The sequence below is a fragment of the Variovorax sp. LARHSF232 genome, assembly GCF_052871435.1.
Genome location: NZ_JBIXJS010000006.1, coordinates 149,600 through 171,326, shown reverse-complemented (window position 1 = coordinate 171,326; position 21,727 = coordinate 149,600). Strand labels below are relative to the sequence as shown.

Annotated in this window: 23 protein-coding genes; 11 read left to right on the top strand and 12 right to left on the bottom strand. The window is 67.8% G+C overall.

Features of this window, described 5'->3' with window-relative positions; all coding sequences use genetic code 11:
- Positions 1-35: 35 nt before the first annotated feature.
- The 7 genes from ACIPRI_RS16930 to ACIPRI_RS16900 all read right to left on the bottom strand — a co-directional run bounded on the left by ACIPRI_RS16930 (position 36) and on the right by ACIPRI_RS16900 (position 5,373).
- The gene (locus ACIPRI_RS16930; RefSeq protein WP_446622630.1) at positions 36-1,064 is read right to left on the bottom strand and encodes a serine/threonine protein kinase; all 1,029 of its coding nucleotides are present in this window, start codon (positions 1,062-1,064) and stop codon (positions 36-38) included.
- A 31-nt stretch (positions 1,065-1,095) separates the two neighbouring features.
- On the bottom strand, positions 1,096-2,202 hold the full coding sequence (locus ACIPRI_RS16925; RefSeq protein ID WP_446622629.1) for a DUF2855 family protein: 1,107 nt from the start codon (positions 2,200-2,202) through the stop codon (positions 1,096-1,098).
- Between the two features lie 107 nt (positions 2,203-2,309).
- The gene (locus ACIPRI_RS16920; RefSeq protein ID WP_446622628.1) at positions 2,310-2,666 is read right to left on the bottom strand and encodes a DUF1304 domain-containing protein; all 357 of its coding nucleotides are present in this window, start codon (positions 2,664-2,666) and stop codon (positions 2,310-2,312) included.
- Positions 2,667-2,672: 6 nt separating this feature from the next.
- Positions 2,673-3,098: an organic hydroperoxide resistance protein gene (locus tag ACIPRI_RS16915; RefSeq protein ID WP_446622627.1), complete on the bottom strand. Its 426-nt coding sequence runs from the start codon at positions 3,096-3,098 to the stop codon at positions 2,673-2,675.
- Positions 3,099-3,149: 51 nt separating this feature from the next.
- Positions 3,150-3,617: a MarR family winged helix-turn-helix transcriptional regulator gene (locus ACIPRI_RS16910; protein ID WP_446622626.1), complete on the bottom strand. Its 468-nt coding sequence runs from the start codon at positions 3,615-3,617 to the stop codon at positions 3,150-3,152.
- 79 nt (positions 3,618-3,696) lie between these two features.
- Positions 3,697-4,515 (bottom strand): crotonase/enoyl-CoA hydratase family protein, encoded by an 819-nt coding sequence (locus ACIPRI_RS16905; protein ID WP_446622625.1) that lies wholly within the window; start codon positions 4,513-4,515, stop codon positions 3,697-3,699.
- A gap of 9 nt (positions 4,516-4,524) precedes the next feature.
- On the bottom strand, positions 4,525-5,373 hold the full coding sequence (locus tag ACIPRI_RS16900; RefSeq protein ID WP_446622624.1) for a 3-hydroxybutyryl-CoA dehydrogenase: 849 nt from the start codon (positions 5,371-5,373) through the stop codon (positions 4,525-4,527).
- A gap of 97 nt (positions 5,374-5,470) precedes the next feature.
- Here ACIPRI_RS16900 and purT point away from each other — a divergent pair, with 97 nt between their 5' ends.
- The 10 genes from purT to ACIPRI_RS16850 all read left to right on the top strand — a co-directional run bounded on the left by purT (position 5,471) and on the right by ACIPRI_RS16850 (position 16,410).
- Entirely contained in the window at positions 5,471-6,673 is a 1,203-nt protein-coding gene (purT, locus tag ACIPRI_RS16895; RefSeq protein ID WP_446622623.1) for a formate-dependent phosphoribosylglycinamide formyltransferase, read from the top strand.
- 50 nt (positions 6,674-6,723) lie between these two features.
- On the top strand, positions 6,724-8,532 hold the full coding sequence (locus ACIPRI_RS16890) for an acyclic terpene utilization AtuA family protein (protein WP_446622622.1): 1,809 nt from the start codon (positions 6,724-6,726) through the stop codon (positions 8,530-8,532).
- A gap of 115 nt (positions 8,533-8,647) precedes the next feature.
- Positions 8,648-9,466, top strand: coding sequence for a helix-turn-helix domain-containing protein (locus ACIPRI_RS16885; protein WP_446622621.1), 819 nt, complete (start codon positions 8,648-8,650; stop codon positions 9,464-9,466).
- Between the two features lie 7 nt (positions 9,467-9,473).
- The gene (locus ACIPRI_RS16880; RefSeq protein ID WP_446622620.1) at positions 9,474-10,349 is read left to right on the top strand and encodes a branched-chain amino acid ABC transporter permease; all 876 of its coding nucleotides are present in this window, start codon (positions 9,474-9,476) and stop codon (positions 10,347-10,349) included.
- A gap of 21 nt (positions 10,350-10,370) precedes the next feature.
- Positions 10,371-11,447 carry a branched-chain amino acid ABC transporter permease gene (locus ACIPRI_RS16875; RefSeq protein WP_446622619.1) on the top strand — a complete coding sequence of 359 codons (1,077 nt, stop codon included), beginning with the start codon at positions 10,371-10,373 and terminating at the stop codon, positions 11,445-11,447.
- Between the two features lie 5 nt (positions 11,448-11,452).
- Positions 11,453-12,265 (top strand): ABC transporter ATP-binding protein, encoded by an 813-nt coding sequence (locus ACIPRI_RS16870; protein WP_446622780.1) that lies wholly within the window; start codon positions 11,453-11,455, stop codon positions 12,263-12,265.
- Positions 12,262-13,047, top strand: coding sequence for an ABC transporter ATP-binding protein (locus tag ACIPRI_RS16865; protein ID WP_446622618.1), 786 nt, complete (start codon positions 12,262-12,264; stop codon positions 13,045-13,047). The genes ACIPRI_RS16870 and ACIPRI_RS16865 overlap by 4 nt, the downstream gene beginning before the upstream one ends.
- A gap of 28 nt (positions 13,048-13,075) precedes the next feature.
- The gene (locus ACIPRI_RS16860) at positions 13,076-14,935 is read left to right on the top strand and encodes an AMP-dependent synthetase/ligase (protein WP_446622617.1); all 1,860 of its coding nucleotides are present in this window, start codon (positions 13,076-13,078) and stop codon (positions 14,933-14,935) included.
- Positions 14,936-14,973: 38 nt separating this feature from the next.
- Positions 14,974-16,149, top strand: coding sequence for an ABC transporter substrate-binding protein (locus ACIPRI_RS16855; protein ID WP_446622616.1), 1,176 nt, complete (start codon positions 14,974-14,976; stop codon positions 16,147-16,149).
- 123 nt (positions 16,150-16,272) lie between these two features.
- Entirely contained in the window at positions 16,273-16,410 is a 138-nt protein-coding gene (locus tag ACIPRI_RS16850; RefSeq protein ID WP_446622615.1) for a hypothetical protein, read from the top strand.
- A 39-nt stretch (positions 16,411-16,449) separates the two neighbouring features.
- On the opposite strand, the gene ACIPRI_RS16845 is transcribed toward ACIPRI_RS16850, so the two are convergent.
- The 5 genes from ACIPRI_RS16845 to ACIPRI_RS16825 all read right to left on the bottom strand — a co-directional run bounded on the left by ACIPRI_RS16845 (position 16,450) and on the right by ACIPRI_RS16825 (position 20,443).
- Positions 16,450-16,605: a hypothetical protein gene (locus tag ACIPRI_RS16845; protein ID WP_446622614.1), complete on the bottom strand. Its 156-nt coding sequence runs from the start codon at positions 16,603-16,605 to the stop codon at positions 16,450-16,452.
- A 164-nt stretch (positions 16,606-16,769) separates the two neighbouring features.
- Positions 16,770-18,353: an MFS transporter gene (locus ACIPRI_RS16840; protein WP_446622613.1), complete on the bottom strand. Its 1,584-nt coding sequence runs from the start codon at positions 18,351-18,353 to the stop codon at positions 16,770-16,772.
- Positions 18,350-18,709, bottom strand: coding sequence for a YciI family protein (locus ACIPRI_RS16835; protein ID WP_446622612.1), 360 nt, complete (start codon positions 18,707-18,709; stop codon positions 18,350-18,352). The genes ACIPRI_RS16840 and ACIPRI_RS16835 overlap by 4 nt, the downstream gene beginning before the upstream one ends.
- Positions 18,706-19,068 (bottom strand): YciI family protein, encoded by a 363-nt coding sequence (locus tag ACIPRI_RS16830; protein WP_446622611.1) that lies wholly within the window; start codon positions 19,066-19,068, stop codon positions 18,706-18,708. Before ACIPRI_RS16830 ends, ACIPRI_RS16835 begins: the two co-directional genes overlap by 4 nt.
- A gap of 100 nt (positions 19,069-19,168) precedes the next feature.
- Positions 19,169-20,443, bottom strand: coding sequence for an RNA polymerase sigma factor (locus ACIPRI_RS16825; RefSeq protein ID WP_446622610.1), 1,275 nt, complete (start codon positions 20,441-20,443; stop codon positions 19,169-19,171).
- Positions 20,444-20,674: 231 nt separating this feature from the next.
- Between ACIPRI_RS16825 and ACIPRI_RS16820 the strand changes: the two genes are divergently transcribed.
- Positions 20,675-21,712 carry a LacI family DNA-binding transcriptional regulator gene (locus ACIPRI_RS16820; protein ID WP_446622609.1) on the top strand — a complete coding sequence of 346 codons (1,038 nt, stop codon included), beginning with the start codon at positions 20,675-20,677 and terminating at the stop codon, positions 21,710-21,712.
- The last annotated feature ends 15 nt before the right edge of the window (positions 21,713-21,727 follow it).

Below are 21,727 nucleotides of genomic sequence, written 5' to 3'. Positions count from 1 at the left end.
GCAAGCCTCTCTTGCGCCGCCCGCACCTGGGGAGATCAACCGTACAGCGGTTCCTCCGCCATCGCCTCGCACTGGTCCTGCAGCATCTGGATCTGGCCTTTCCAGTAGTCGCTGGAGCCGAACCAGGGAAAGTTGATCGGAAAGATCGGATCCTGCCAGCGCCGGGCCAGCCAGGCGCTGTAGTGGACGAGGCGCAGGGTGCGCAGCGGCTCGATCAGCGCCAGCTCGCGCCGGTCGAATTCGCGGAATTGCTCGTAGCCCTCGAGCAGGCCCGACAGCTGGCCGGTGCGCTGCGCCCGGTCGCCCGACAGCAGCATCCACAGGTCCTGCACCGCGAAGCCGGTGCGCGCGTCGTCCAGGTCGACGAAATGCGGGCCGCCGTCCGGCCGGTCGGTGGGCGTCCACAGGATGTTGCCGGGGTGGCAATCGCCATGCAGGCGCAGCTGGCGCATGCCGCCTTGCTTGCCGTCGTCGCCCGACAGGGCGGTGGCCGCGATCATTTCCAGCGCCTCGTTGCAGGCGATCTCCCAGTCGCGCTGCACGTCCAGCGGCACCATGTCGTTGCGCAACAGCCAGTCGCGCGAGGCGATGCCGAAGCCTTGCAAGTCCAGCGTCGGCCGCAGTGCGAAAGCCGCGCCGGCACCCACGGTGTGGATGCGCGCCAGAAAGCGGCCGATCCATTCCAGCACCTCGAAATCGTCCAGTTCCGGCGCGCGGCCGCCGCGGTAGGGGCTCACGCTGAAATCGAAGCCGGCATGCCGGTGCAAGGTGGCGCCTTCCAGTGTCAGCGGCGCCACCGCGGGCACTTCGGCGGCCAGCAGCTCGGCCGAGAAAGTGTGCTCTTCCAGGATCTGCGCTTCGCTCCAGCGGCCGGGCCGGTAGAACTTGGCGACCACGACGCGCTGGTCTTCCAGGTGGATCTGGTAGACGCGGTTCTCGTAGGAGCTGAGCGCCTGCAGGCGGCCGTCGCCATGCAGGCCGAGCGTGGCCAGCGCATCCAGCACCACGTCGGGCGTGAGCGTTTCGTAAGGGTGATGCGCCAATTCGGCGGCGGGGGAGGTCATGGCGCGATTGTCGCCCGCGCCTGGGCGACGATCAGCGTGCGTTGGGCTCGATCAGCGACAGGATGTGTCCCGCGCGCGGGTCGCTGCGGCCGGCGAGCACCTGCGCGTAGGCGGATTGCGCAGCCTGCGCGCCGCGGTGCTGCGTGGGCACGAGCCAGGGGGCGGCAGGGTCGCTCACCTTGGCGGTGAAGGCGCGCCAGGCGGTCATCAGCCGGTCGGTGAAGCCGGCGGCGCCCCAGTCGTCGTGGCGCTTCTTGATCTGGTTGGGCGCGAAGAAGAAGGTGGCGCGCGGGCCGGGCAGGTCCTTGGCGCCGCCGCCGATCTCATCGACATGCGTGCCGCCGATCACCGCGGAATGGCGCAGGTTGACAAAGCCGGTATGGATGGCGCGGCGCAGCTTGGCGCTGCCGGAAAAATCCACGTAGACGCAGGCGGTATCGGGTGCGATCCGGTCCAGCTCGTCATAGGCGAGCACGCGCGAATAGCAGCCCAGGCTTTCGCAGAAGGCCTTGTTGGCCGGCGAGGTCAGGCCGGTCACCTGGATGCCGGGGCGCTGCGCCAGTTGAAATGCGGTGCCGTAGGCGGTCTTGGCGGAGGCGCTCGACAGGATGACGCTGTCGGCGCCGAAGAATTCGTTGTCCGCCAGGAAGTCGTCGATCAGCCAGGAGGTGGTGAACAGCGGGCGCAGCAGCGCCTGGATGTCTTCGCTGTCCGCCGTGTAGAAGGGGTCGGACGCGCAGCGGTTGTAGCGGTTGTAGACCGCATGCAGCTCGCCGCGGTGCGCTGCGGCGTCGACAAAGCTGTCGGGCCGCAGGCGATCGGGTTGCAGCACCACCTGGTCGGCCAGCGGAAAGTAGCCATACAAGCGCTCGCCCACTGCCACGCCCGGATGCGCGGACTGCACCACCGCGCCAAAACCCCACACGGGAATCGTGCCCCAGCCTTCTTCGCCGGTCGGGAAGAAGCCCCAGTAGTTCATCGAATCACCGAAGGCGCCATAGGTGATGTTGTTCGAGGTGAGGGCGAAGGTTTCGATCCGGACGCGGATCTGTCCGGGCGCCAGCGGCGTGTCCGCGCTTTGGTGCAAGCGCGTGGTGGCCAGTGCGTCCTTGCGGGTCTGCAGGGTGATGGTGCGCATCGTCGGCTCCTTGCCTTGAGTGGTGAAAGAAGCTTAGCGCGCATGGGCGCCTTGACGGATGACGCGCATGTGTCCGGCGTCGCAAAGGCGACGCCGGACAAAGGGCTTCAAGCGAAGGCCAGCACCAGGGCCAGCGCAACGGCCGCCGGCAGCGCCTGCATGTAAAGGATCTTGCGCGCGGCGGTGAGCCCGCCATACACGCCGGCCACGATCACGCAGGCCAGGAAGAAGATCATGAAGGTGCGGTTCTGCGTGGCCAGGCCCCAGAACAGGCCCGCCGCCAGGAAGCCGTTGTACAGCCCCTGGTTGGCGGCCAGCACCTTGGTGGCGTCGGCCATCTGCTGCGTCTGGCCGAAGGCCCGCAAGCCGGCCGGCTTGTTCCACAGGAACATCTCCAGCACCAGGATGTAGACATGTTCGATCGCGACGAGGAATACCGCGACGTGGGCGACAAGCTTGGCCATGCTGCCTTAGGCGATGGTCAGTTCGACGTCGATGTTGCCGCGCGTGGCGTTCGAGTAGGGGCAGACCTGGTGGGCGGCGTCGACCAGCTTCTGCTTGGCGTCGGCGTCCAGGCCGGGCAGGGTGATGGCCAGCTTCACGGCGATGCCGTAGGCGGCGCCGCCGTTCGTCGGGCCCAGGGAAACGCTGGAGTCGATGGCCACGTCTTCCGGCACCTTCACGCCGATCTTCGGGCCGACGGCCTTCATCGCGCCGATGAAGCAGGCGGCATAGCCCACGGCGAACAGCTGCTCGGGGTTGGTGCCGGGCTTGCCGGAGCCGGGCGAGCTCAGCTTGACGTCGATGGCGCCATCGCTGGACTTGCCGGCGCCGTCGCGGCCGCCCACGGTGTGGGCTTGGGCGGTGTAGAGAACCTTGTCGAGTTGGGTGGTCATGTCGAGACTTCCTTGGGTTGGGGGAGGGTGGTTGGGGGAGAGAGAAAGAGATCAGGCTGCCTGGATGCGGTCGCGCAACTGCTGCACCTGGTGGGTGAGCGACACCAATTCGTCGACCGAGCATTGGCTGGCCGCCATCAGGCAGGCCGGCACCTTGGCGGCGCGCGCCTTCAGGCGGCGCCCGGCGGCGGTGAGGCTGATGTGCACGCGCCGCTCGTCCTTGACGTCGCGGATGCGGCTGACGTAGCCGGAGGCCTCCAGGCGCTTGAGAAGGGGCGTGAGGGTGCCGGAATCGAGCGACAGGCGCCGGCCCAGCTCGGACACCATGAGGCCGTCTTGTTCCCACAGCACCAGCATGACCAGGTACTGCGGGTAGGTGAGTTCGAGCTGCTCGAGCATGGGCTTGTACAGCCGTGTCATCGCCAGCGACGCCGAGTAGATGGCAAAGCACAGCTGGTTGTCGAGCCGCAGCATGTCGTCTGCGTTCGAGCTTGAAGAGGTGGGAGTCTTCGCTGGCATGGATTGAATTGTAGTGTTCAATTCAATTGTGCGCAATCTAATTGCCGACACAAACCCTGCGCAGTGCAGGGTCAAGGCGTCAGCGCCCCGTGAACCGGGAGGGCCGGCGCTCGATGAAGGAGCGCACGCCCTCGGCCGCGTCTTCGCTGTTGGACAGGCGCTTTTGCGTCTCGATGAAATCGGCCATGGCGGCCAGCGGACCGTGCTCCACGGCCTTCAGCACGTTCTGGCGCGTCGCCACCACGGCCAGCGGCGCCTGTGCGGCGATGCGCTCGGCAAGTCGCAGCGCCTCTTCCAGCTCCTGGCCCGCCGGCACCACCTTCTGCACGAAGTGGAGGCGCAGCGCCTCGGCGCTGCCGAACTCGTCAGCCGTGAGCAGATGCAACATTGCATTGCCCAGGCCCGCGCGCTCGGCCATGCGCAAGGTGGCGCCGCCGGTGGCCATGATGCCGCGCTGCACTTCCAGTTGCGAGAAGCGGCAGTCGTCGGCCGCGATCACGATGTCGGCGCCCAGCATCAGCTCGATGCCGACGGTGAAGGTGATGCCCTTCACCGCCACCACCATCGGCTTGGTGCGGCGCCGGTAGCCGGGCATGCCCAGGTCGTGCGGCTCCACCAGGCCGAAGGGCACCGCCTTCTCGCCGCGCTTCATGTATTCGGTGATGGCGGGCAGATCGAGCCCGGCGGTGAAATGGTCGCCAAAGGCATGCAGCACGCCCACCCGCAACTCCGGGTCGTCGTCCAGCCGGGTGTAGGCCTCTGCCAACTGGCGGAACATCGGCGCCGTCCAGCCATTGCGCTTGGCCGGGCGGTTGATGCCGATCAACAGCACGTGGCCGCGCACCTCGGTGTCGATGCAGCCTTCGGCCGGTGGGGTGGTGGGGGTGACGACGCTCATGGCCGCGTCTCAGTAGGTGTAGACACCACGGCCGGTCTTGCGGCCGAGCTGGCCGGCGGCCACCATTTCCTTCAGCAGCGGGCAGGGGCGGTACTTGGAATCGCCGAACTCCTCCAGGAACACCTCCATCACGGCCAGGCAGACGTCCAGGCCGATCATGTCGGCCAGCGCCAACGGGCCAATCGGCTGGTTGCAGCCCAGCTTCATGCCGGCATCGATGTCTTCCGCCGTGGCGACGCCCTCGGCCAGCACGAAGAAGGCCTCGTTGATCATCGGCACCAGGATGCGGTTGACCACGAAGCCCGGTGCGTTCTTCACCGTGATGGGCGACTTGCCCAGGCGCTCGGACAGGTCCTGCACCTTGTCGTGCGTCTCGTCGCTGGTGAGATAGCCGCGGATGATCTCCACCAGCGCCATCATCGGCACCGGGTTGAAGAAGTGCATGCCGATGAAGCGGTCGGGGCGTGAGGTCGACGCGGCCAGCTTGGTGATGGAGATCGACGAGGTGTTGGAGGCGATGATCACCTCGGGCGCCAGCATCGTGTCGATCTGCTGCAGGATCTTCAGCTTGAGCGCATGGTTCTCGGTGGCCGCCTCGATCACCAGCTGGGCCTCCTTCAGGTCCTCGTACTGGGTGGAGCCCTTGATGAGGGCCAGCGCGGCGCTCTTCTGCTCGGTCGTCAGCTTCTCTTTCTTGACCAGCCGATCCAGGCTGCTCGCGACGGTGGCGATGCCCTTGTCGACCGCGCCCTGCGAAATATCGATCATGACGGCGCGGATGCCCGCCACCGCGCAAGCCTGTGCAATGCCGTTGCCCATGGTTCCGGCGCCGATGATGCCGACGGTCTGGATGCTCATTGATTCACTCCTGGAAAGTAAGAAAACGAAACGGCGGACGCCTGGGTCCGCGTAGCCTTCCATTGTCGCGAACATCCGCTGATTTAAAGTCGCCGGCATGACCACCCTTGGCACTCCACTTTCCCCTTCTGCAACCCGCGTCATGCTGCTGGGCTCCGGCGAACTCGGCAAGGAGGTGCTGATCGCCCTGCAGCGCCTGGGCGTTGAGACCATCGCCGTCGACCGCTACGAGAACGCGCCCGGCCAGCAGGTGGCGCACCACGCGCGCACCATCACCATGAGCGACCCGGCCCAGCTCAAGGCCCTGATCGAGGCCGAGAAGCCGATGCTGGTGGTGCCCGAGATCGAGGCCATCGCCACGCCCATGCTGCAGGCGCTGGAAGAAGCCGGCGTGGTGCGCGTGATTCCCACCGCCCGCGCGGCACGCCTCACCATGGACCGCGAGGGCATCCGCCGCCTCGCCGCCGAGACACTGGGCTTGCCCACCAGCCCCTACAAGTTCTGCGACTCGCTGGACGAGCTGCAGGCCGCCATCGACGACGGCATCGGTTATCCCTGCGTGGTGAAGCCGGTGATGAGCAGCTCCGGCAAGGGCCAGAGCAAGATCGACGGGCCGGCGGACGTGCAGAAGGCCTGGGACTACGCCATGGCCGGCGGCCGCGTGAGCCACGGCCGCGTCATCGTCGAGGGCTTCATCGACTTCGACTACGAGATCACCCTGCTCACCGTGCGTGCCATGGGCGACAACGGCCACGTGCAGACCGCCTTCTGCGAACCCATCGGCCACCTGCAGGTGAGCGGCGACTATGTGGAAAGCTGGCAGCCGCATCCCATGGCGCCGGCCGCGCTGGAGAAGGCGCAAAGCATCGCCCAGGCCGTCACCACCGACCTGGGCGGCCAGGGGCTGTTCGGCGTGGAGCTGTTCGTCAAGGGCGAGCAGGTCTGGTTCAGCGAAGTGAGCCCGCGTCCGCACGATACCGGCATGGTGACCATGGCCACGCAGTGGCAGAACGAGTTCGAGCTGCATGCCCGCGCCATCCTGGGACTGCCGGTGGACACCAGCCTCAAGAGCCCGGGCGCCAGCGCCGTGATCTATGGCGGCGTGGACGCCCAGGGCATCGTCTTCGACGGCGTGGATCAGGCCCTGCGCGTGCCCGGCGTCGACCTGCGCCTGTTCGGCAAGCCCGAGAGCTTCGTCAAGCGCCGCATGGGCGTGGCCCTCGCGCATGCCGCCGACATCGACACCGCCCGCGACCGGGCGCGCGAGGCGGCCAGCCGCGTCAAGCCGCGCAGGCCCTAAGCAGCCAGTTTCCGCAAGAAGGCGGACCGCGCGCGGCCTAGGCTTGGCGCATGTCCGGCCCGACCCGATCCAAACCTTCCGTCGTTCGCATCGGCGGCGCCTCCGGCTTCTGGGGCGACAGCAGCGATGGCCCGCGCCAGCTTGTGGGCGATGGCCGGATCGATTACCTGGTTTTCGACTACCTGGCCGAGACCACCATGGCCGTGCTGGCTGCCGCGCGCCTGCGCAAGCCCGAGATGGGCTGGGCCACCGATTTCGTCGAGATCGCCATGCGCGATGTGATGGCGGACGCGCTGGCCAAGGGCATCCGCATCGTCAGCAATGCAGGCGGCATCCACCCCGAAGGCTGCGCCCAGGCGCTGCGCGCGCTGGCAGCCGAACTGGGCATCGAGGCGCGCATTGCCGTGGTCAGCGGCGACGATGTCAGCGGGCAACTGCCGCAACTGCGCGCCGCTGGCACCCGCGACCTGGGCAGCGGCGAGCCGCTGCCCGAGCGCATGGTGAGCGCCAGCGCCTATCTCGGTGCGTCGGCCATCCGCGATGCCTTGGCGGCCGGCGCCCAGGTGGTCATCACCGGCCGCTGCGTCGACAGCGCCGTCACACTGGGCCCGCTGATGCACGAGTTCGGCTGGGCCGAGGACGATTGGGACCGCCTGGCCGGCGGCAGCCTGGCCGGCCACATCATCGAGTGCGGCTGCCAGGCCACCGGCGGGCTGCACACCGACTGGCAAGAGATTCCGGATTGGGACCGCATCGGCTACCCGATCGTGCTGTGCCGCGAGGACGGCAGTTTTTCCGTGACCAAACCGCCCGGCACCGGCGGGCGCATGCTGCGCGCCGCGGTGGCCGAGCAGATGCTCTACGAGATCGGCGACCCCGGCGCCTACCAGCTGCCCGACGTGGCTTGCGATTTCCGCGCCGTGCGCATCGAGCAGGAGGACGCCGAGCACGTGCGGGTGAGTGGTGCCCGCGGCCGGCCGCCGGGCCCGCACTACAAGGTGTCGGCCACCGCGCAGGACGGCTGGCGCTGCGCCGGCAGCCTGGTCATCGTCGGCTTCGACGCGGCCGCCAAGGCGCGCCGCACGGCCGAGGCCATCCTGGCGCGCACGCGCCGCATCTTTGCCGAGCGCGGCCTGGCCGACTACCGCGCCACGTATGCGGAAGTGCTGGGCACCGAGGTGCTCTACGGCCCGCGCGCCGCCACTGGGGCGTCGCGCGAAGTGATGCTGCGCCTGGTGGTGGACCACGCGTCGCGCCAGGCCCTGGAGATCTTTGCGCGCGAGGTGGCGCCCGCCGGCACGTCCTGGGCGCCGGGCACCACGGGGCCCGGGGCAGGGCGACCGGGCGTCTCGCCGCTGATCAAACCCTTCGCCTTCTTCATCGACAAGTCGGCGGTACCGGTGCAGTTCGCGCTCGATGGTGGTGCACAGCAGTCGGTGCGCGTGCCGGCCGGTGGCGCTGGCATGCCCGCGCCTCCGTTGGCGCCACCGCCGCTGCTGGCCTGGCCCGACGATGCACCGCTGCGTGAAGTGCGCCTGATCGACCTGGCCTGGGGCCGCAGCGGCGACAAGGGCGACAGCGCCAACATCGGGCTGGTGGCGCGCCGGCCCGAATGGCTGCCGCTGCTGTGGCAGCTGCTGACGCCCGAGGCGGTGGGCGAGTGGCTGGCGCACCTGGCGCACGGCCCGGTCGAACGCTTCCACCTGCCCGGCATCGCGGGCATCAACTTCCTCCTGCACCAGGCGCTGGCCGGCGGCGGGCCGCGCTCGCCGCGCCTCGATCCGCTGGGCAAGGGCATGGCGCAGCTGCTGCTCGACATGCCCTTGCGCGTGCCGGCTGCGCTTCTCGCGGACATATAGGGAAAGTCCCCGCGAAGTGATGCACACCCGCGCCGCTACGATGCCGCCAGCGCTGTGCCGCCACCTCTTCTTGATGAGGTCGAGTGGCCTACACGCGCAATGCACAGGAGACCGAATGCAGGACGAAGGCATGGCGACGCTGCCCGGCAACGGCGGCCGCCTGATGTGGCTGACGACGCAGCGTGTGTTCTACGCGGGCCTGCTGGGTCCGGTGGCGGAGCGTGTCCTGGGTGGCTGGGGCCTCTATGTGTCCACGTCCGCGCACGACCCCATCCGCGTATGCATCGGTGGCGGTGCCTGGCAAAGCGGCGAGTTGCTGGTGGTGCCGCCGCAAGTGCCGCACCGGGTCGAAAGCGCCAAGCCGCTGGTGCTCAATCTGCTGATCGAGTCGGAGTCGGTCGACCCCGCGCGGCTGCCGGCTTTTTTCCAGCAGTGCGGCCGGGTCGAGGCGCCCGAGTTCGTGGCGCGCGTGCGTGCCGTGCATACGCGGCTGCTGGCCGCATCGGGCGGCCGCGAGCCCTTCGAGGGCTTCGATTTCGACCTGCTCTTCTTTGGCGAAGCACTGGCGCCGCGCACGCTCGACGCCCGCATCGGCCGCGTGATCGAACGCATCAGCGCCGACCCGGCGCAGCCCTTTGCGGCCGAGGACTGCGCACGCTCGGTGCACCTCTCGTTCTCGCGCTTTCTGCATCTGTTCAAGGAAGAGACCGGCGTGCCCTTTCGCAGCTTTCGCGCCTGGAAGCGGGCGCGCAGCCTGCTGCGCCACGTGCACCAGGCGAGCAGCCTGACCAACATCGCGCTCGACGCCGGCTATCCGGACGCCACGCACTTCAGCCACTCGATCCGCCAGGTCTACGGCCTGCGGCCCAGCCAGATCCTTGCCGGCTCGCGCCGCCTGGCGCTGCACGACGCGGCTGCGTCGCGTTGCCACTAGGACAGCGTTGCAAGTCCTCCAGCTTCTGCTTTCCGGCATTGCCCAGGGCTGCATCTACGGCCTGATCGCGCTGGGCTTCGTGCTGATCTACAAGGCCACCGAAACCGTGAGCTTCGCCCAGGGTGAGCTCATGATGCTGGGGGCCTTCTGCGCGCTGGCCGCCATGACCATGTTAGGCCTGCCCTTCTGGATGGCGGCGCTGCTTGCAGTGCTGGTCATGGCCCTCCTGGGCGTGCTGCTCGAGCTGGTGGTGATCCGCCCGGTGCTGGGCCAGCCGCAGTTCGCCATCGTGATGCTGACCATCGGCATCGGCTACGTGATGCGCGGCGTGATCACCATGGTGCCGGGCATCGGCACCGACACCCACACCCTGCCGGTGCCCTACAAGGACGAGGTCTGGAAGCTGGGCGCGCTGGTGCTCAACGTCGAGCAGATGGTGGTGGTGCTGGCCACCGCCGTGCTGTGCGCGCTGCTGTTCGTGATGTTCCGCTACAGCAAGCTGGGCATCGCGATGCAGGCCTCGTCGCAGAACCAGCTCGCGGCCTACTACATGGGCATTCCGGTGAAGCGGCTCAACAGCCTGGTGTGGGGGCTGGCGGCGGCGGTGGCCGCCATTGCCGGCATGCTGCTGGCGCCCATCACTTTCGTGCACGCCAACATGGGCTTCATCGGCCTCAAGGCCTTTCCGGCGGCAGTGGTGGGCGGCTTCGGCAGCCTGCCGGGCGCCATCGTCGGCGGGCTGGTGATCGGCGTGGTGGAGTCGATGGCGGGCTTCTACCTGCCCGACGGCTTCAAGGACACCGCGCCCTACATCGTGGTGCTGGTGATGCTGATGGTGAAGCCCAACGGCCTGTTCGGCGAAAAGCTGCGCAAAAAGGTCTGACCGGAAGAAAGAGTCTGATCCATGCGCTTCATCTTCAAGACCAGCTACGCCCAGGACATCGATCTCGCCAAGCATGGCGGCCAGGTGTTCTGGTATGGCCTGCTGTGCGTGCTGCTGCTGGCGGCTCCTTGGGTCGTCGACGAGTACTGGCTGGCCCAGCTGACCTTCGTGCTGATCTACGGCGTGGTGGGCCTGGGGCTGATGCTGCTGGCCGGCTTCACCGGGCAGTTCTCCCTGGGCCACGCGGCCTTCCTGGGCACCGGCGCCTACACGCAGGCGGTGCTGGCCAACATGGGCGTGCCCTTTCCCCTGGCGATGCTGGGCGCGGCAGCGCTGTCGGCGGCGGCGGGGGTGGTGGTGGGCTTGCCGGCGCTGCGGCTGAAGGGCATCTACCTGGGCATCGCGACCCTGTCCTTCGGCTTCATCGTGGAGGAGATCTTTGCGCGCTGGGAAAGCGTGACGGGCGGCAACTCCGGCCTGCACGTGAAGTCGCCGCAGATCTTCGGCTGGGAGCTGGGCTCGGGCAACGGCTTCTACTTCCTGTGCCTGCTGGTGGCGGTTCTGTGCACCCTGGCCATCCTGAATTTGCTGCGCTCGCCGACCGGCCGCGCCTTTGTCGCCATCCGCGATTCCGAGATCTCGGCGCAGAGCATGGGCATTCACCTGGCGCGCTACAAGACGATGTCCTTTGCCATCTCGGCGGCGCTGGCGGGCCTGGGCGGCGCCTTGTATGCGCACAAGCTGAGCTTCATCTCGCCCGATCAGTTCAACATCCTTCAGTCCATCGACCTGCTGCTGCTGGTGGTGATCGGCGGCCTGGGCTCGGTGCACGGCGCCTTCCTGGGTGCGATCTTCCTCATCTCGATGCCGCAGCTCATCGCCCTGTCGAAGGATTGGCTGCCGCCGGTGATCGGCCAGGCGCCCGGCCTGCAGGGCCTGGTGTACGGCCTGGTGCTGATCGCTTTCGTGCTGTTCGAGCCCCTGGGCTTCTACGGCCGCTGGCTCAAGATTCGTACCTGGCTGCAGCTGTTCCCGTTCTACCGGCGCGGCCTGTTCAAGCGCCAGAAGTCCTTCACCAAGTCGGACCGCCTCAGATGACAACGATGAGCGGCGACATCCTTCTTTCGGCCAGCAACCTGAGCGTTCGCTTCGGCGGCGTGCTGGCGGTGAACAAGGTGAGCTTCGACGTACGGCGTGGCGAGGTGTTCACCCTGATCGGGCCGAACGGCGCCGGCAAGACGACGGTGTTCAACCTGATCAGCCGCATCTACAACCCAAGCACCGGCGAGATCACCTGGAACGGCGACGCCGCCCCGATCGCGCTGACGCAACAGGCCCCGCACGCCATTGCGGCGCTGGGCATTGCGCGCACGTTCCAGAACATCGAACTCTTCGAGCACGCCACGGTCCTGCACAACCTGCTGATCGGCCGGCATGTGCACCGCCAGACCGGCTTCTGGGGCGAGATCTTCTTCACCGGCGCCACGCGCCGCGCCGAGATCGAGGCGCGCGAGAAGGCGGAGCGGGTGATCGACCTGCTGGATCTGCAGCACCACCGCGATTCGATGGTGGCCGGGCTGCCGTACGGCGTGCGCAAGGTGGTGGAGCTGGCGCGCGCCCTGTGCACCGAGCCCAAGCTGCTGCTGCTGGACGAGCCGTCGTCGGGCCTGAACGTGGAAGAGACGGCCGACATGGCCTTCTGGATCCAGGACATCCAGCAGGAGCTCGGCATCTCGGTGCTGATGGTGGAGCACGACATGTCGCTCGTGTCCAAGGTGTCGGACCGCGTGCTGGCGATGAACCAGGGCGAGGTGCTGGCCATGGGAACGCCGCGGGAAGTGCAGTCGGATGCGAAGGTGATCGAGGCGTACCTGGGAACCGTGGATGACGTGAGCGGATTGCGGAGGGCCGCATGAGCGCAGATGAAGCAAGCACCATCCTCCAACTGCTCAACGTCGAGAGCGCCTACGGTCCCATCAAGGCGATCCGCGGCGTGAGCCTGAAGGTGCGCAAGGGCGAGATCGCCACCGTGCTGGGCTCCAACGGCGCCGGCAAGACGACGATCCTGAAGACCATCTCCGGCATCATCGATCCGCGCAAGGGCAGCATCGAGTTCAAGGGCCAGAACATCACGGCCAAGGACCCGGCCTACATCGTGCAGCAGGGGCTGTGCCATGTGCCGGAGGGGCGCGAGGTGTTTCCGCTGCTCTCGGTGCACGACAACCTGCTGATGGGCGCCTACACCCGCAAGGACCGCGACGGCGTGGCGCGCGACATGGAGACGGTGTACGCCTACTTCCCCATCCTGCGCGAGCGCAGCGCGCAAGAGGCCGGGCTGCTCTCGGGCGGCCAGCAGCAGATGCTGGCCATCTCGCGCGCCATCATGGCCGCGCCCGAACTGATCCTGCTCGACGAGCCCAGCCTGGGGTTGAGCCCCAAGCTCACCAGGGAAATCTTCGAGATCGTGGTGCGCATCAACCGCGAGCGCGGCACCACCATCTTGCTGGTGGAGCAGAACGCCAACATGGCGCTCAATGCGTCCGACTACGGCTACGTGCTGGAGAACGGCCGCATCGTGCTGGAAGACAGCTGCGATCGGTTGCGCGAGAAAGATGACATCAAGGAGTTCTACCTCGGCATGAAGGACGACGGCGTGCGCGGCGAGCGGCGCTGGAAGAAAAAGAAGACGTGGCGATGACAACGCGGCAGCAGGAGGCAAGCGCATCATGAAAGGCCTTTGGGACACCCAGCACATCCAGCCGCGCAATGACGTGGTGGCGCCCGGCGAGACCATTCCCGCCGTGTTCTGGAACGCTGTCGCCGCGCGCGGCGACCAGGTCTGGATGCGCCAGAAAGAACTGGGCATCTGGCGCAGCTGGACCTGGCGGCAGACCGCTGACGCCGTGCGCGAGATTGCCGGCGGCCTGCTGGCCCTGGGCCTGGCGCCCGGCGACTGCGCCTCCATCCTGTCGAACACGGTGGTCGAATGGGTGCTGGCGGATGTGGCCGTGCTCAGCTGCGGCGGCGTTTCCAACGGCATCTACCCGACCGATGCTGCCTCGCAGGTGCACTACCTGTGCGAAGACTCGCACACCCGCGTGCTGTTCGTGGAAGACGACGAGCAGCTCGACAAGGCGCTGGAAGTGCGCAGCCAGCTGCCGCTGCTGCGCCAGATCATCGTGTTCGACATGGAAGGCCTGCGCGGCTTTCATGACCCGGGCGTGATGAGCCTGGATGCCCTGCGCGAACTGGGCCGCGAGTACCTGCAAAGCCATGCCAGTGCCATCGAGGAGCGGGTGGCGCAGTGCAAGCCGCAGGACCTGGCGATCCTGGTCTATACCTCCGGCACCACCGGCAAGCCCAAGGGCGCCATGCACAGCCATGCCGGCCTGGTCTACACAGCGCGCGGCTACAACACCCTGATCGCGCAGGACGAGCGCGACGAGCGCATGTGCTTTTTGCCGCTGTGCCACATCGCCGAGCGCATGGGCGGCGAGTACTTCGCCATGTACACCGGCTCCATCCTCAACTTCGTCGAGAACCCCGAGACCGTGCCGGAGAACGTGCGCGAGATCGCGCCCACCGTCTTCACGGCCGTGCCGCGGGTGTGGGAGAAGTTCTATTCGGGCGTGATGATCGCGCTGAAGGAAGCCAGCCGCGTGCAGCAGGCGGCCTATGCCTGGAGCATCGGCGTGGGCGAGCAGATTGCGCACAAGGTGATGGCCGGCGAGGCGGTGGGCGCGGGGCTCAAGCTCAAGTTCCGCATCGCCCGGGCCCTGGCGCTGGACAACGTGCGCAAGCTGATCGGGATTCACCGCGCGCGCTTCCTGGTCACCGGCGCCGCGCCGATCTCGCCCGAACTGGTCAAGTGGTACATGGCACTGGGCGTGCCCATGCTGGAGGTCTGGGGCATGACCGAGACCTGCGGCGCGTCCACCGGCATGCCGGTGGCGCGCATCAAGCCGGGGTCGATCGGCCCGGCAGCCGGCTACAACGAAGTGCGCATCGACCCGCAGACCGGCGAGATCCTGGTGCGCGGGCCCAACGTCTTCATGGGCTACCTGCATCTGCCGGAAAAAACCGCCGAGACCATCGACGCCGATGGCTGGCTGCACACGGGGGATGTCGGCAGCATCGACGATGAGGGTTTCCTGCGTATCACCGACCGCATGAAGGACATCATCATCACGGCGGGCGGCAAGAACGTCACGCCCAGCGAGCTGGAGAACGAACTCAAGTTCAGCCCTTACGTCACCGACGCGGTGGTGATCGGGGACAAGCGGCCCTACCTCACGGTGATCATCATGATCGACCAGGAAAACGTCGAGAAATACGCCCAGGACAACGACGTGCCCTTCAGCAACTACGAGAGCCTGACGCGCGCCCAGGAGGTGCAGGACCTGATCCAGGCCGAGCTGGACCGCGTCAACGCCAGGTTCGCGCGGGTCGAGCAGATCAAGAAGTTCTTCCTGCTCGAGACGCAGCTCAGCGCCGAGGACGAAGAGCTCACCCCCACCATGAAGCTCAAGCGCAAGCTGGTGCAGACCAAGTATGCACAGCGCATCGAGGCCATGTACCAAGGCTGATTTTTCTTGTTCGTCATCAATCCCAAGGAGACATCCGTATGAAGCAGAAGACATTCGCAGTCTGGTCGGTGGCGGCGGTCGCCGCGCTTTGCGCGGGGTTGGCAGGCGCCCAGCAGTCGCAGGGCGTGAGCAAGGACGAGATTCGCGTCGGCAGCATCCAGGATCTGTCGGGCCCGATCGCCGGTTACGGCAAACAGGCGCGCAATGGCATGCAACTGCGCGTGGACGAGGTCAACGAGCAGGGGGGTATCAACGGCCGCAAGCTCAAGCTGCTCGTTGAAGACTCGGCCTACGATCCCAAGAAGGCCGTGCTTGCGGCGCAGAAGCTGGTGAACCAGGACAAGATATTCATCATGGTCGGCCACATCGGCACCGCGCACAACATGGCGGCCATGCCGATTCAGTTCGAGAAGAACGTCGTCAACTTCTTTCCGCTGACTGGCGCGCGCGAGATGTACGAGCCCGTCCACAAGCTCAAGTACGCGCTGTTGGCGACGTACTACGACCAGATGCGCCTGGTGCTGCCCAAGGTCGTCAAGGACAAGGGCGCCAAGAAGGTCTGCACCATCTATCAGGACGACGAGTTCGGTCTCGAAGTGCAGCGCGGCGCCGAGGCAGGCCTGAAGACCGTGGGCATGGAAGTCACCGAGAAGACCTCCTTCAAGCGCGGCGCCACCGACTTCAGTTCGCAGGTCGCCAAGATGAAGGCTGCCAACTGCGACCTGGTGGTGCTCGGCACCATCATCCGAGAAACCATCGGCACTGTGGCCGAGTCGCGCAAGACTGGCTTCAACCCGACCTTCCTCGGCTCCAGCGCGGCCTACAGCGACCTGATCCACAAGCTCGGCGGCAAGGCGGTGGAAGGCGTCTACGCCACGCACACCGTGCAGAACCCCTATCTGGACGAAGCCTCGCAGCCGTTGCGATTTTGGGCGAACAAGTACAAGACCAAGTTCAACGAAGACCCGACCGTGTTCTCGGCCTACGGCTATTCGATCGTCGACGCCTTTGTCAATGCCGCGCAGAAGGCCGGTCCCAACCTCTCGACTGACAGCTTCATCAAGGCCATGGACGGCATGACTATCGACCCTGACATCTTCGGGAGCCCGAAGGCCACCTTCAGCGCTACCAAGCGCCTGGGCAGCGACCTGTCGCGCCTGTCGCAGATCCAGGACGGCAAGTGGAAGGTGGTGTCCGACTACGTGGCGCCCTGAGCAGCAGCAGCGAGCGAGCGATGTGGCACATCGCTGCGCAGCCCTCGGGTGATCCCTGAGTGCTGGCGCCGCATGTTCCGCTAGCCTCGTCACCTATCAAGAACAAGCCGAGAGACAAGAAGAATGCACAGTGCAATCGCAATGGTGGCCGTGGGCCTGGTGCTGGCCTGCGTGGTGTCCATCGCGTACCTTTATCGCCACCACAACAAGCTGAGCAAGGCGGCAATCGGCCAAGAAGGCGCGCCGGCGTCCCGGGACTAAGGACCTAGCGAGTGCGCGGCCGGCAACGCGGCCATTTCCTCACTGATCGACGCGCTCGTACTGCTCGACCTGGCAAGCCCAGGTCCCCGGCTGCGTGGCGCATGCTGAGGGGGCCGGCACCGGCGCGGCCGACGTGCAGCCCGCGAGGATGAGAACCATCAGCGAGGCGGCGCCAAGAATGAGTGCGCGAAACATGGCATGCACCATAGCAAACTCGAAGTCGGGGTGCGTGCGCATCGTTCCTGTGACATCGGCGTGCTGCGGGGTACGCCAAAGCGCGTCCTGTCCGCGGCAATTCGCGCCTGCGTGACCCCGTCCCGGGTCCGATCGGGCATCGGCTGTGGATGCCTCGACGCACCTTAGGTGTTGCCCCTCGGTCCCGATCCTTCCTCGAGTGGGTCCAAAGGGGGCGCCAGTCGCGCATCCGGCGGCCGCCCTGGTCCGCGCAGGATCAGCGCCGCCAGCAGTGCCGCCCCCAGCGCCACCGCGGCGCTGAGGTTGGCCGAAAGCTGGAAAGCCGCCGCAAAGGCCTCGCGCGAGGCGTCCAGCAAGGCAGGCCCCTGTGCACCTGGCAGTGTGGCCGCCGTGGCCGCCGCCGCCCCCAGGTTCTCACGCGCTGCCGCCAGCGCATCCGCCGGCAAGCCGCCCGGCGCCGTCTCGACCAGCGTGCGCCGGTAGATCGCCACGATCACGCTGCCGAGCACCGCGATGCCCAGCGCGCCACCCAGCTCCGAGCTGGTCTCCTGGATCGCCGCCGCGGCGCCGGCGCGCTCGGGCGGCGCCGCGCCGACCATCAGGTCGACCGCCAGGGTGAACACGAAGGCCAGGCCGAGTGACAGCAGCGCATAGGCGGCCACCAGCAGGGCGGGGCCATCGCCGCGTCCCGCCTGCGCCATCACGGCAAAGCCGGCGCTGGCCATCAGCAGGCCGCCGGCCACCACTCGGCCGGCGGGCAGCATGCGCACCAGGCGCGCCGCCAGCGTCGAGCCGATCACGAAGGCGATGCCGGAGGGCACGGTCCACAGCCCTGCGCTCAGGGGGCCGAGCCCCAGCACCAGCTGAAGGTACTGCGCCACGAACAGGAAGGCCGCAAAGGCCACGAAGAAGCCCAGCGTGTTGATCGTCAGGGCCGCGCAGAAGGCGCGCGTGCGAAGAAGATGCAGGTCGATCAGCGGGTCGGCCAGCCGGCCCTGGCGCCGCACGAAGGCGATGCCGATCAGCACGCCGGCCACCATGGACGCGAGCGCCACCACGCCCATGCCGCCTTCCGCGATGCGCTTGATGCCGTAGATCAGGCCCAGCACCGCCAGCAGCGACTGCGCCGCGCTGACCAGGTCGAGCCGTCCCGCGTTCTCGTCGCGGTACTCGGGCAGCAGCCAGGGACCCAGCGCAAGCAGCAGCACCATCACCGGCACGCTGACCAGGAACACCGAGCCCCACCAGTAGTGCTCCAGCAAGGCGCCGCCCACCAGCGGGCCGATGGTGCCGCCTACCGAGAAGCTGGCAATCCATACGCCGATGGCGACGCTGCGCTCGCGCGCGTCCAGAAACATGTTGCGGATCAGCGAGAGCGTCGACGGTGCCAGCGTGGCACCGGCCAGGCCCAGCAGCGCGCGGGTGGCGATCAGCATCGCGGCGCTGGTCGAGTAGGCCGCCAGCACCGAGGCCAGGCCGAAGCACAAGGCGCCGATCAGGAGCAGCTTGCGCCGCCCGATGCGGTCGCCCAGCGTGCCCATGGTGATCAGCGATGCGGCCAGCACGAAGCCGTAGATGTCGACGATCCACAGCATCTGTGCGCTGCTCGGGCGCAGCGCCGCGCTCAGGTGCGGCACCGCCAGGTTCAGCACCGTGAGATCCATTGCATAGATCATGCAGGGCAGCGCGATCACGGCCAGGCCGATCCATTCGCGCGCGCCGGCCTTGTGGGCGACGGTGCCGTTCATGGCGTCTGCTCCGGCGGCGCTATCGGCCGCACTTCGATGCTGCCGATGCGTGCCGACGGAATGCCGGAGGCGATGCGCACCGCCTCGTCGTCGTTCGCCGCCTCGACCAGGTAGAAGCCGCCCAGTTGCTCGCTGGTTTCGGCGAAGGGGCCGTCGGTGACGGACAGCTGGCCGCGGCGCACCCGCACGATGGCGGCCGTGTGCGCGGCCTCCAGCGCCTCCGTTTCCACCAGCTGGCCGCTGGCGCGCAGCGCATCGTCGTAGTCGAGATGGGCATTGACGAACTGCGGCATGTCCTCGGCTGGCACGCCGGCCATCTGCGCCTCGCTGGCATAGATCAGGCACAGGTATCTCATGGCGCCATCCTTTCCACCTTGGCGATCGGGCGCACCTCGATGCTGGCGTAGTGCGCCAGCGGCGTGCGTGCCGCGACCTGGATCGCGGCATTGAGGTCCGGCACGTCGATCAGCAGAAAGCCGCCGAGTTGCTCCCTGGTCTCGGCGAAGGGGCCGTCGCGCTGTGCCGTCCGGCCGTGGCGCAACTGCACCACCTTGGCCGCCTTCACGCGCTGCAACGCATGGGCCACCACGAGCTGGCCGCGCGCGAGCAGTTCCCCGTCGTACGCACGAGACTCACGCTCCAGCGCTGCGCGTGCAGTGGCCGACAGCGTGTCGAGCAATCCTTCGTCGAAGTGGACAAGGCAGAGGTATCGCATAGGCATCTCCTGGAAAAGAAAGCGAGGCCGTCGGTGTGACGGCATCACTGGTCGAATGGCCTCGGCGCTTTTCGACATCGACGCGCGGAAAAAATTTGTATCAGCGCGCCGGGCCCAGCGCGGCCAGCCGCTTCGCCAGGAAGGCGCGCTCCGGGCCTTGCCGTGCCAGCGCCAGCGCCCGTTGGTACGAGGCGCGCGCCTCCTCGATCCGGCCCAGGCGCCGGCACAGGTCGGCCCGCGCGGCATGCGCCAGGTGATAGTCGGCCAGCGCACCGCTGGCCAGCAGGGCGTCGATCAGCGCCAGGCCGGCCGCGGGGCCGTCGCGCATGGCAATGGCGACCGCGCGGTTGAGCGCCACCACCGGCGACGGCGCGGCCCGCAGCAGCAGGTCGTACAGGCCGGCGATCTGCGGCCAGTCGGTGGCCGCGGCGCTGGGTGCCTCGCCATGCACAGCCGCGATCGCGGCCTGCAGGGTGTAGGGCCCGAAGCGGCGCGAGCCCAGCGCCTGCTCGACCAGCGCGCTGCCCTCGGCGATCAGCGCCGCGTTCCAGCGGCTGCGGTCCTGTTCCTCGAGCAGCACCAGCTCGCCCTTGTCCGAGCTTCGTGCAGCGCGGCGCGACTCGTGCAGCAGCATCAGTGCGAGCAGTCCCATCACCTCGGATTCAGGCAGCAGCTGCAGCAGCAGGCGGCCCAGGCGAATCGCTTCGTCCGACAGGTCGGGCCGCGTGAGCGCCTCGCCGTCCGAGGCCGCGTAGCCTTCGTTGAACACCAGGTACACCACGCGCAGCACCGCGTCCAGGCGCTCGGGCAGCGCGGCGGGTCCAGGAACCTGGTAAGGGATGCGTGCCTCGCGGATGCGGGCCTTGGCGCGCACGATGCGCTGGGCCATGGTGGGCGCTGGCACCAGGAAGGCGCTGGCGATGGCTTCGGTGCCGAGGCCGCAGACCTCGCGCAGGGTCAGCGCCACCTGCGCGTCGGGCGCCAGCGCGGGATGGCAGCAGGTGAACACCAGGCGCAGGCGGTCGTTCTCCAGCAGCTCGTTCTCCGCATCCTGCGCGTCCCAGTCGGGGGCAGGGGCGGGCGCGGATTCCACCGCATCGCTCGCCTCGTCCCACGCACTGAATCGGGCCTGCCGGCGCAGGCCGTCGACGGCCTTGAATCGGCCGGCCGACACGATCCAGGCGCGCGGGTGTTCCGGGATGCCATCGGCCGTCCAGCGCTCCAGCGCCACGCGGAAGCCGTCGTGCAGCGCTTCCTCGGCCAGGTCGAAGTCGCCCAGCAGGCGCACCAGCGTGGCGAAGATGCGGCGGCCCTCGGTGCGGTAGAGCGAGTCGATCGCCTGGCGGACCGCGTCCGGGTTCGGCGGCGGGGTCAAGGGTCTCCCGCCGCGAAGTACGCAGGGCGCCGGTGGTCGAACTCCATGGGGCCTCCTTACGGGCCGGCCGCAACCGGGCCGGCACGAGCGCGCAATGTATCGGCAACGCGATGCGGGAGGTCAGCCCACCTCGGGAATTCCCTGCCGCGCCATGACTTGAATCCATGAGCCCAATCAAGATAATGCGCATTAGCAAAGTGCTAATACGCATCAGCAACCCATTTTTGCCTCATGTCCACAAGTCGTCGTCTTACCCAGCTCGACATCGCCAAGCTCGCCGGCGTGAGCCAGGCCACCGTGTCGCTGGTGCTCAACGGCGCTGAAAATGCGCTGGCGCGCATTCCGCAGGACACGCGCGAGCGGGTGCAGAAGATCATCCGCGAGACCGGCTACGTGCCCGACCCGATCGCCCGGCGCATGGCCAAGGGTTCCAACCGGATCCTGGGCGTGTTCACCTACGAGCCGGCCTTTCCGAGCGCGCAGGCCGACTTCTTCCTGCCATTTTTGTTCGGCATCGAGGAAGAGGCGCAGGCGCGCGGCTACGACCTGCTGCTGCTCACCGGCGCCGGGCAGGGCGCGCAGCGCAAGATCTTTGCGGAAGAGAGCCGGTTGCGCATTGCCGACGGCTGCATCGTGCTGGGCCGCTCCTTCGACCGCGCCGAACTGCAGCGGCTGGTGGCCGGCGACTACCCCTTCGTCGCCATCGGCCGGCGCGAGGACGCCGGCGCACCGGTGCCTTACGTGGGTGCCGACTACGCCACCGCCACCGGTCAACTGGTGCAGCAGGCGCGCGCGCTGGGCCACAGCCGACTGGCCTATCTGGGCCCGACCGAGACCGCCGAATCGACCGTCGACCGCTGGCGCGGCTTCCATGCGGCGCTGGGCGATGGTGTGCAGCTCGCGCTGCACCTGGCCGATACCGCCGGCAGCGACGACGCCTTGCTCGATGCAGTGCTGCAAAGCCAGGCCAGCGCCGTGTTCTGCGTCGAGCTGGCCGACGCGGTGCGGCTGGAAACGGCGGCGCACGCGCGCGGCCTGCGCTTTCCGGAGCATCTCTCGGTCATGGCGCTGGGCTCGCACATCCGGTCCGAGGGCAGCCGCACCCGCTTCGCCTCCTTCCTGATCCCGCGCGAGGAAATGGGGCGCCAGGCCACCGCGATGCTGGTGCGCCGCGTGGAAGGCGCTTCTTCACCCGGCGATGCGGTGCCGCAGGCGCTGTTGCCCTGCGAGCCGATCGCCGGCGACACGCTGGGGCCGGCACCCTGCTGATTCACGACGAGACGA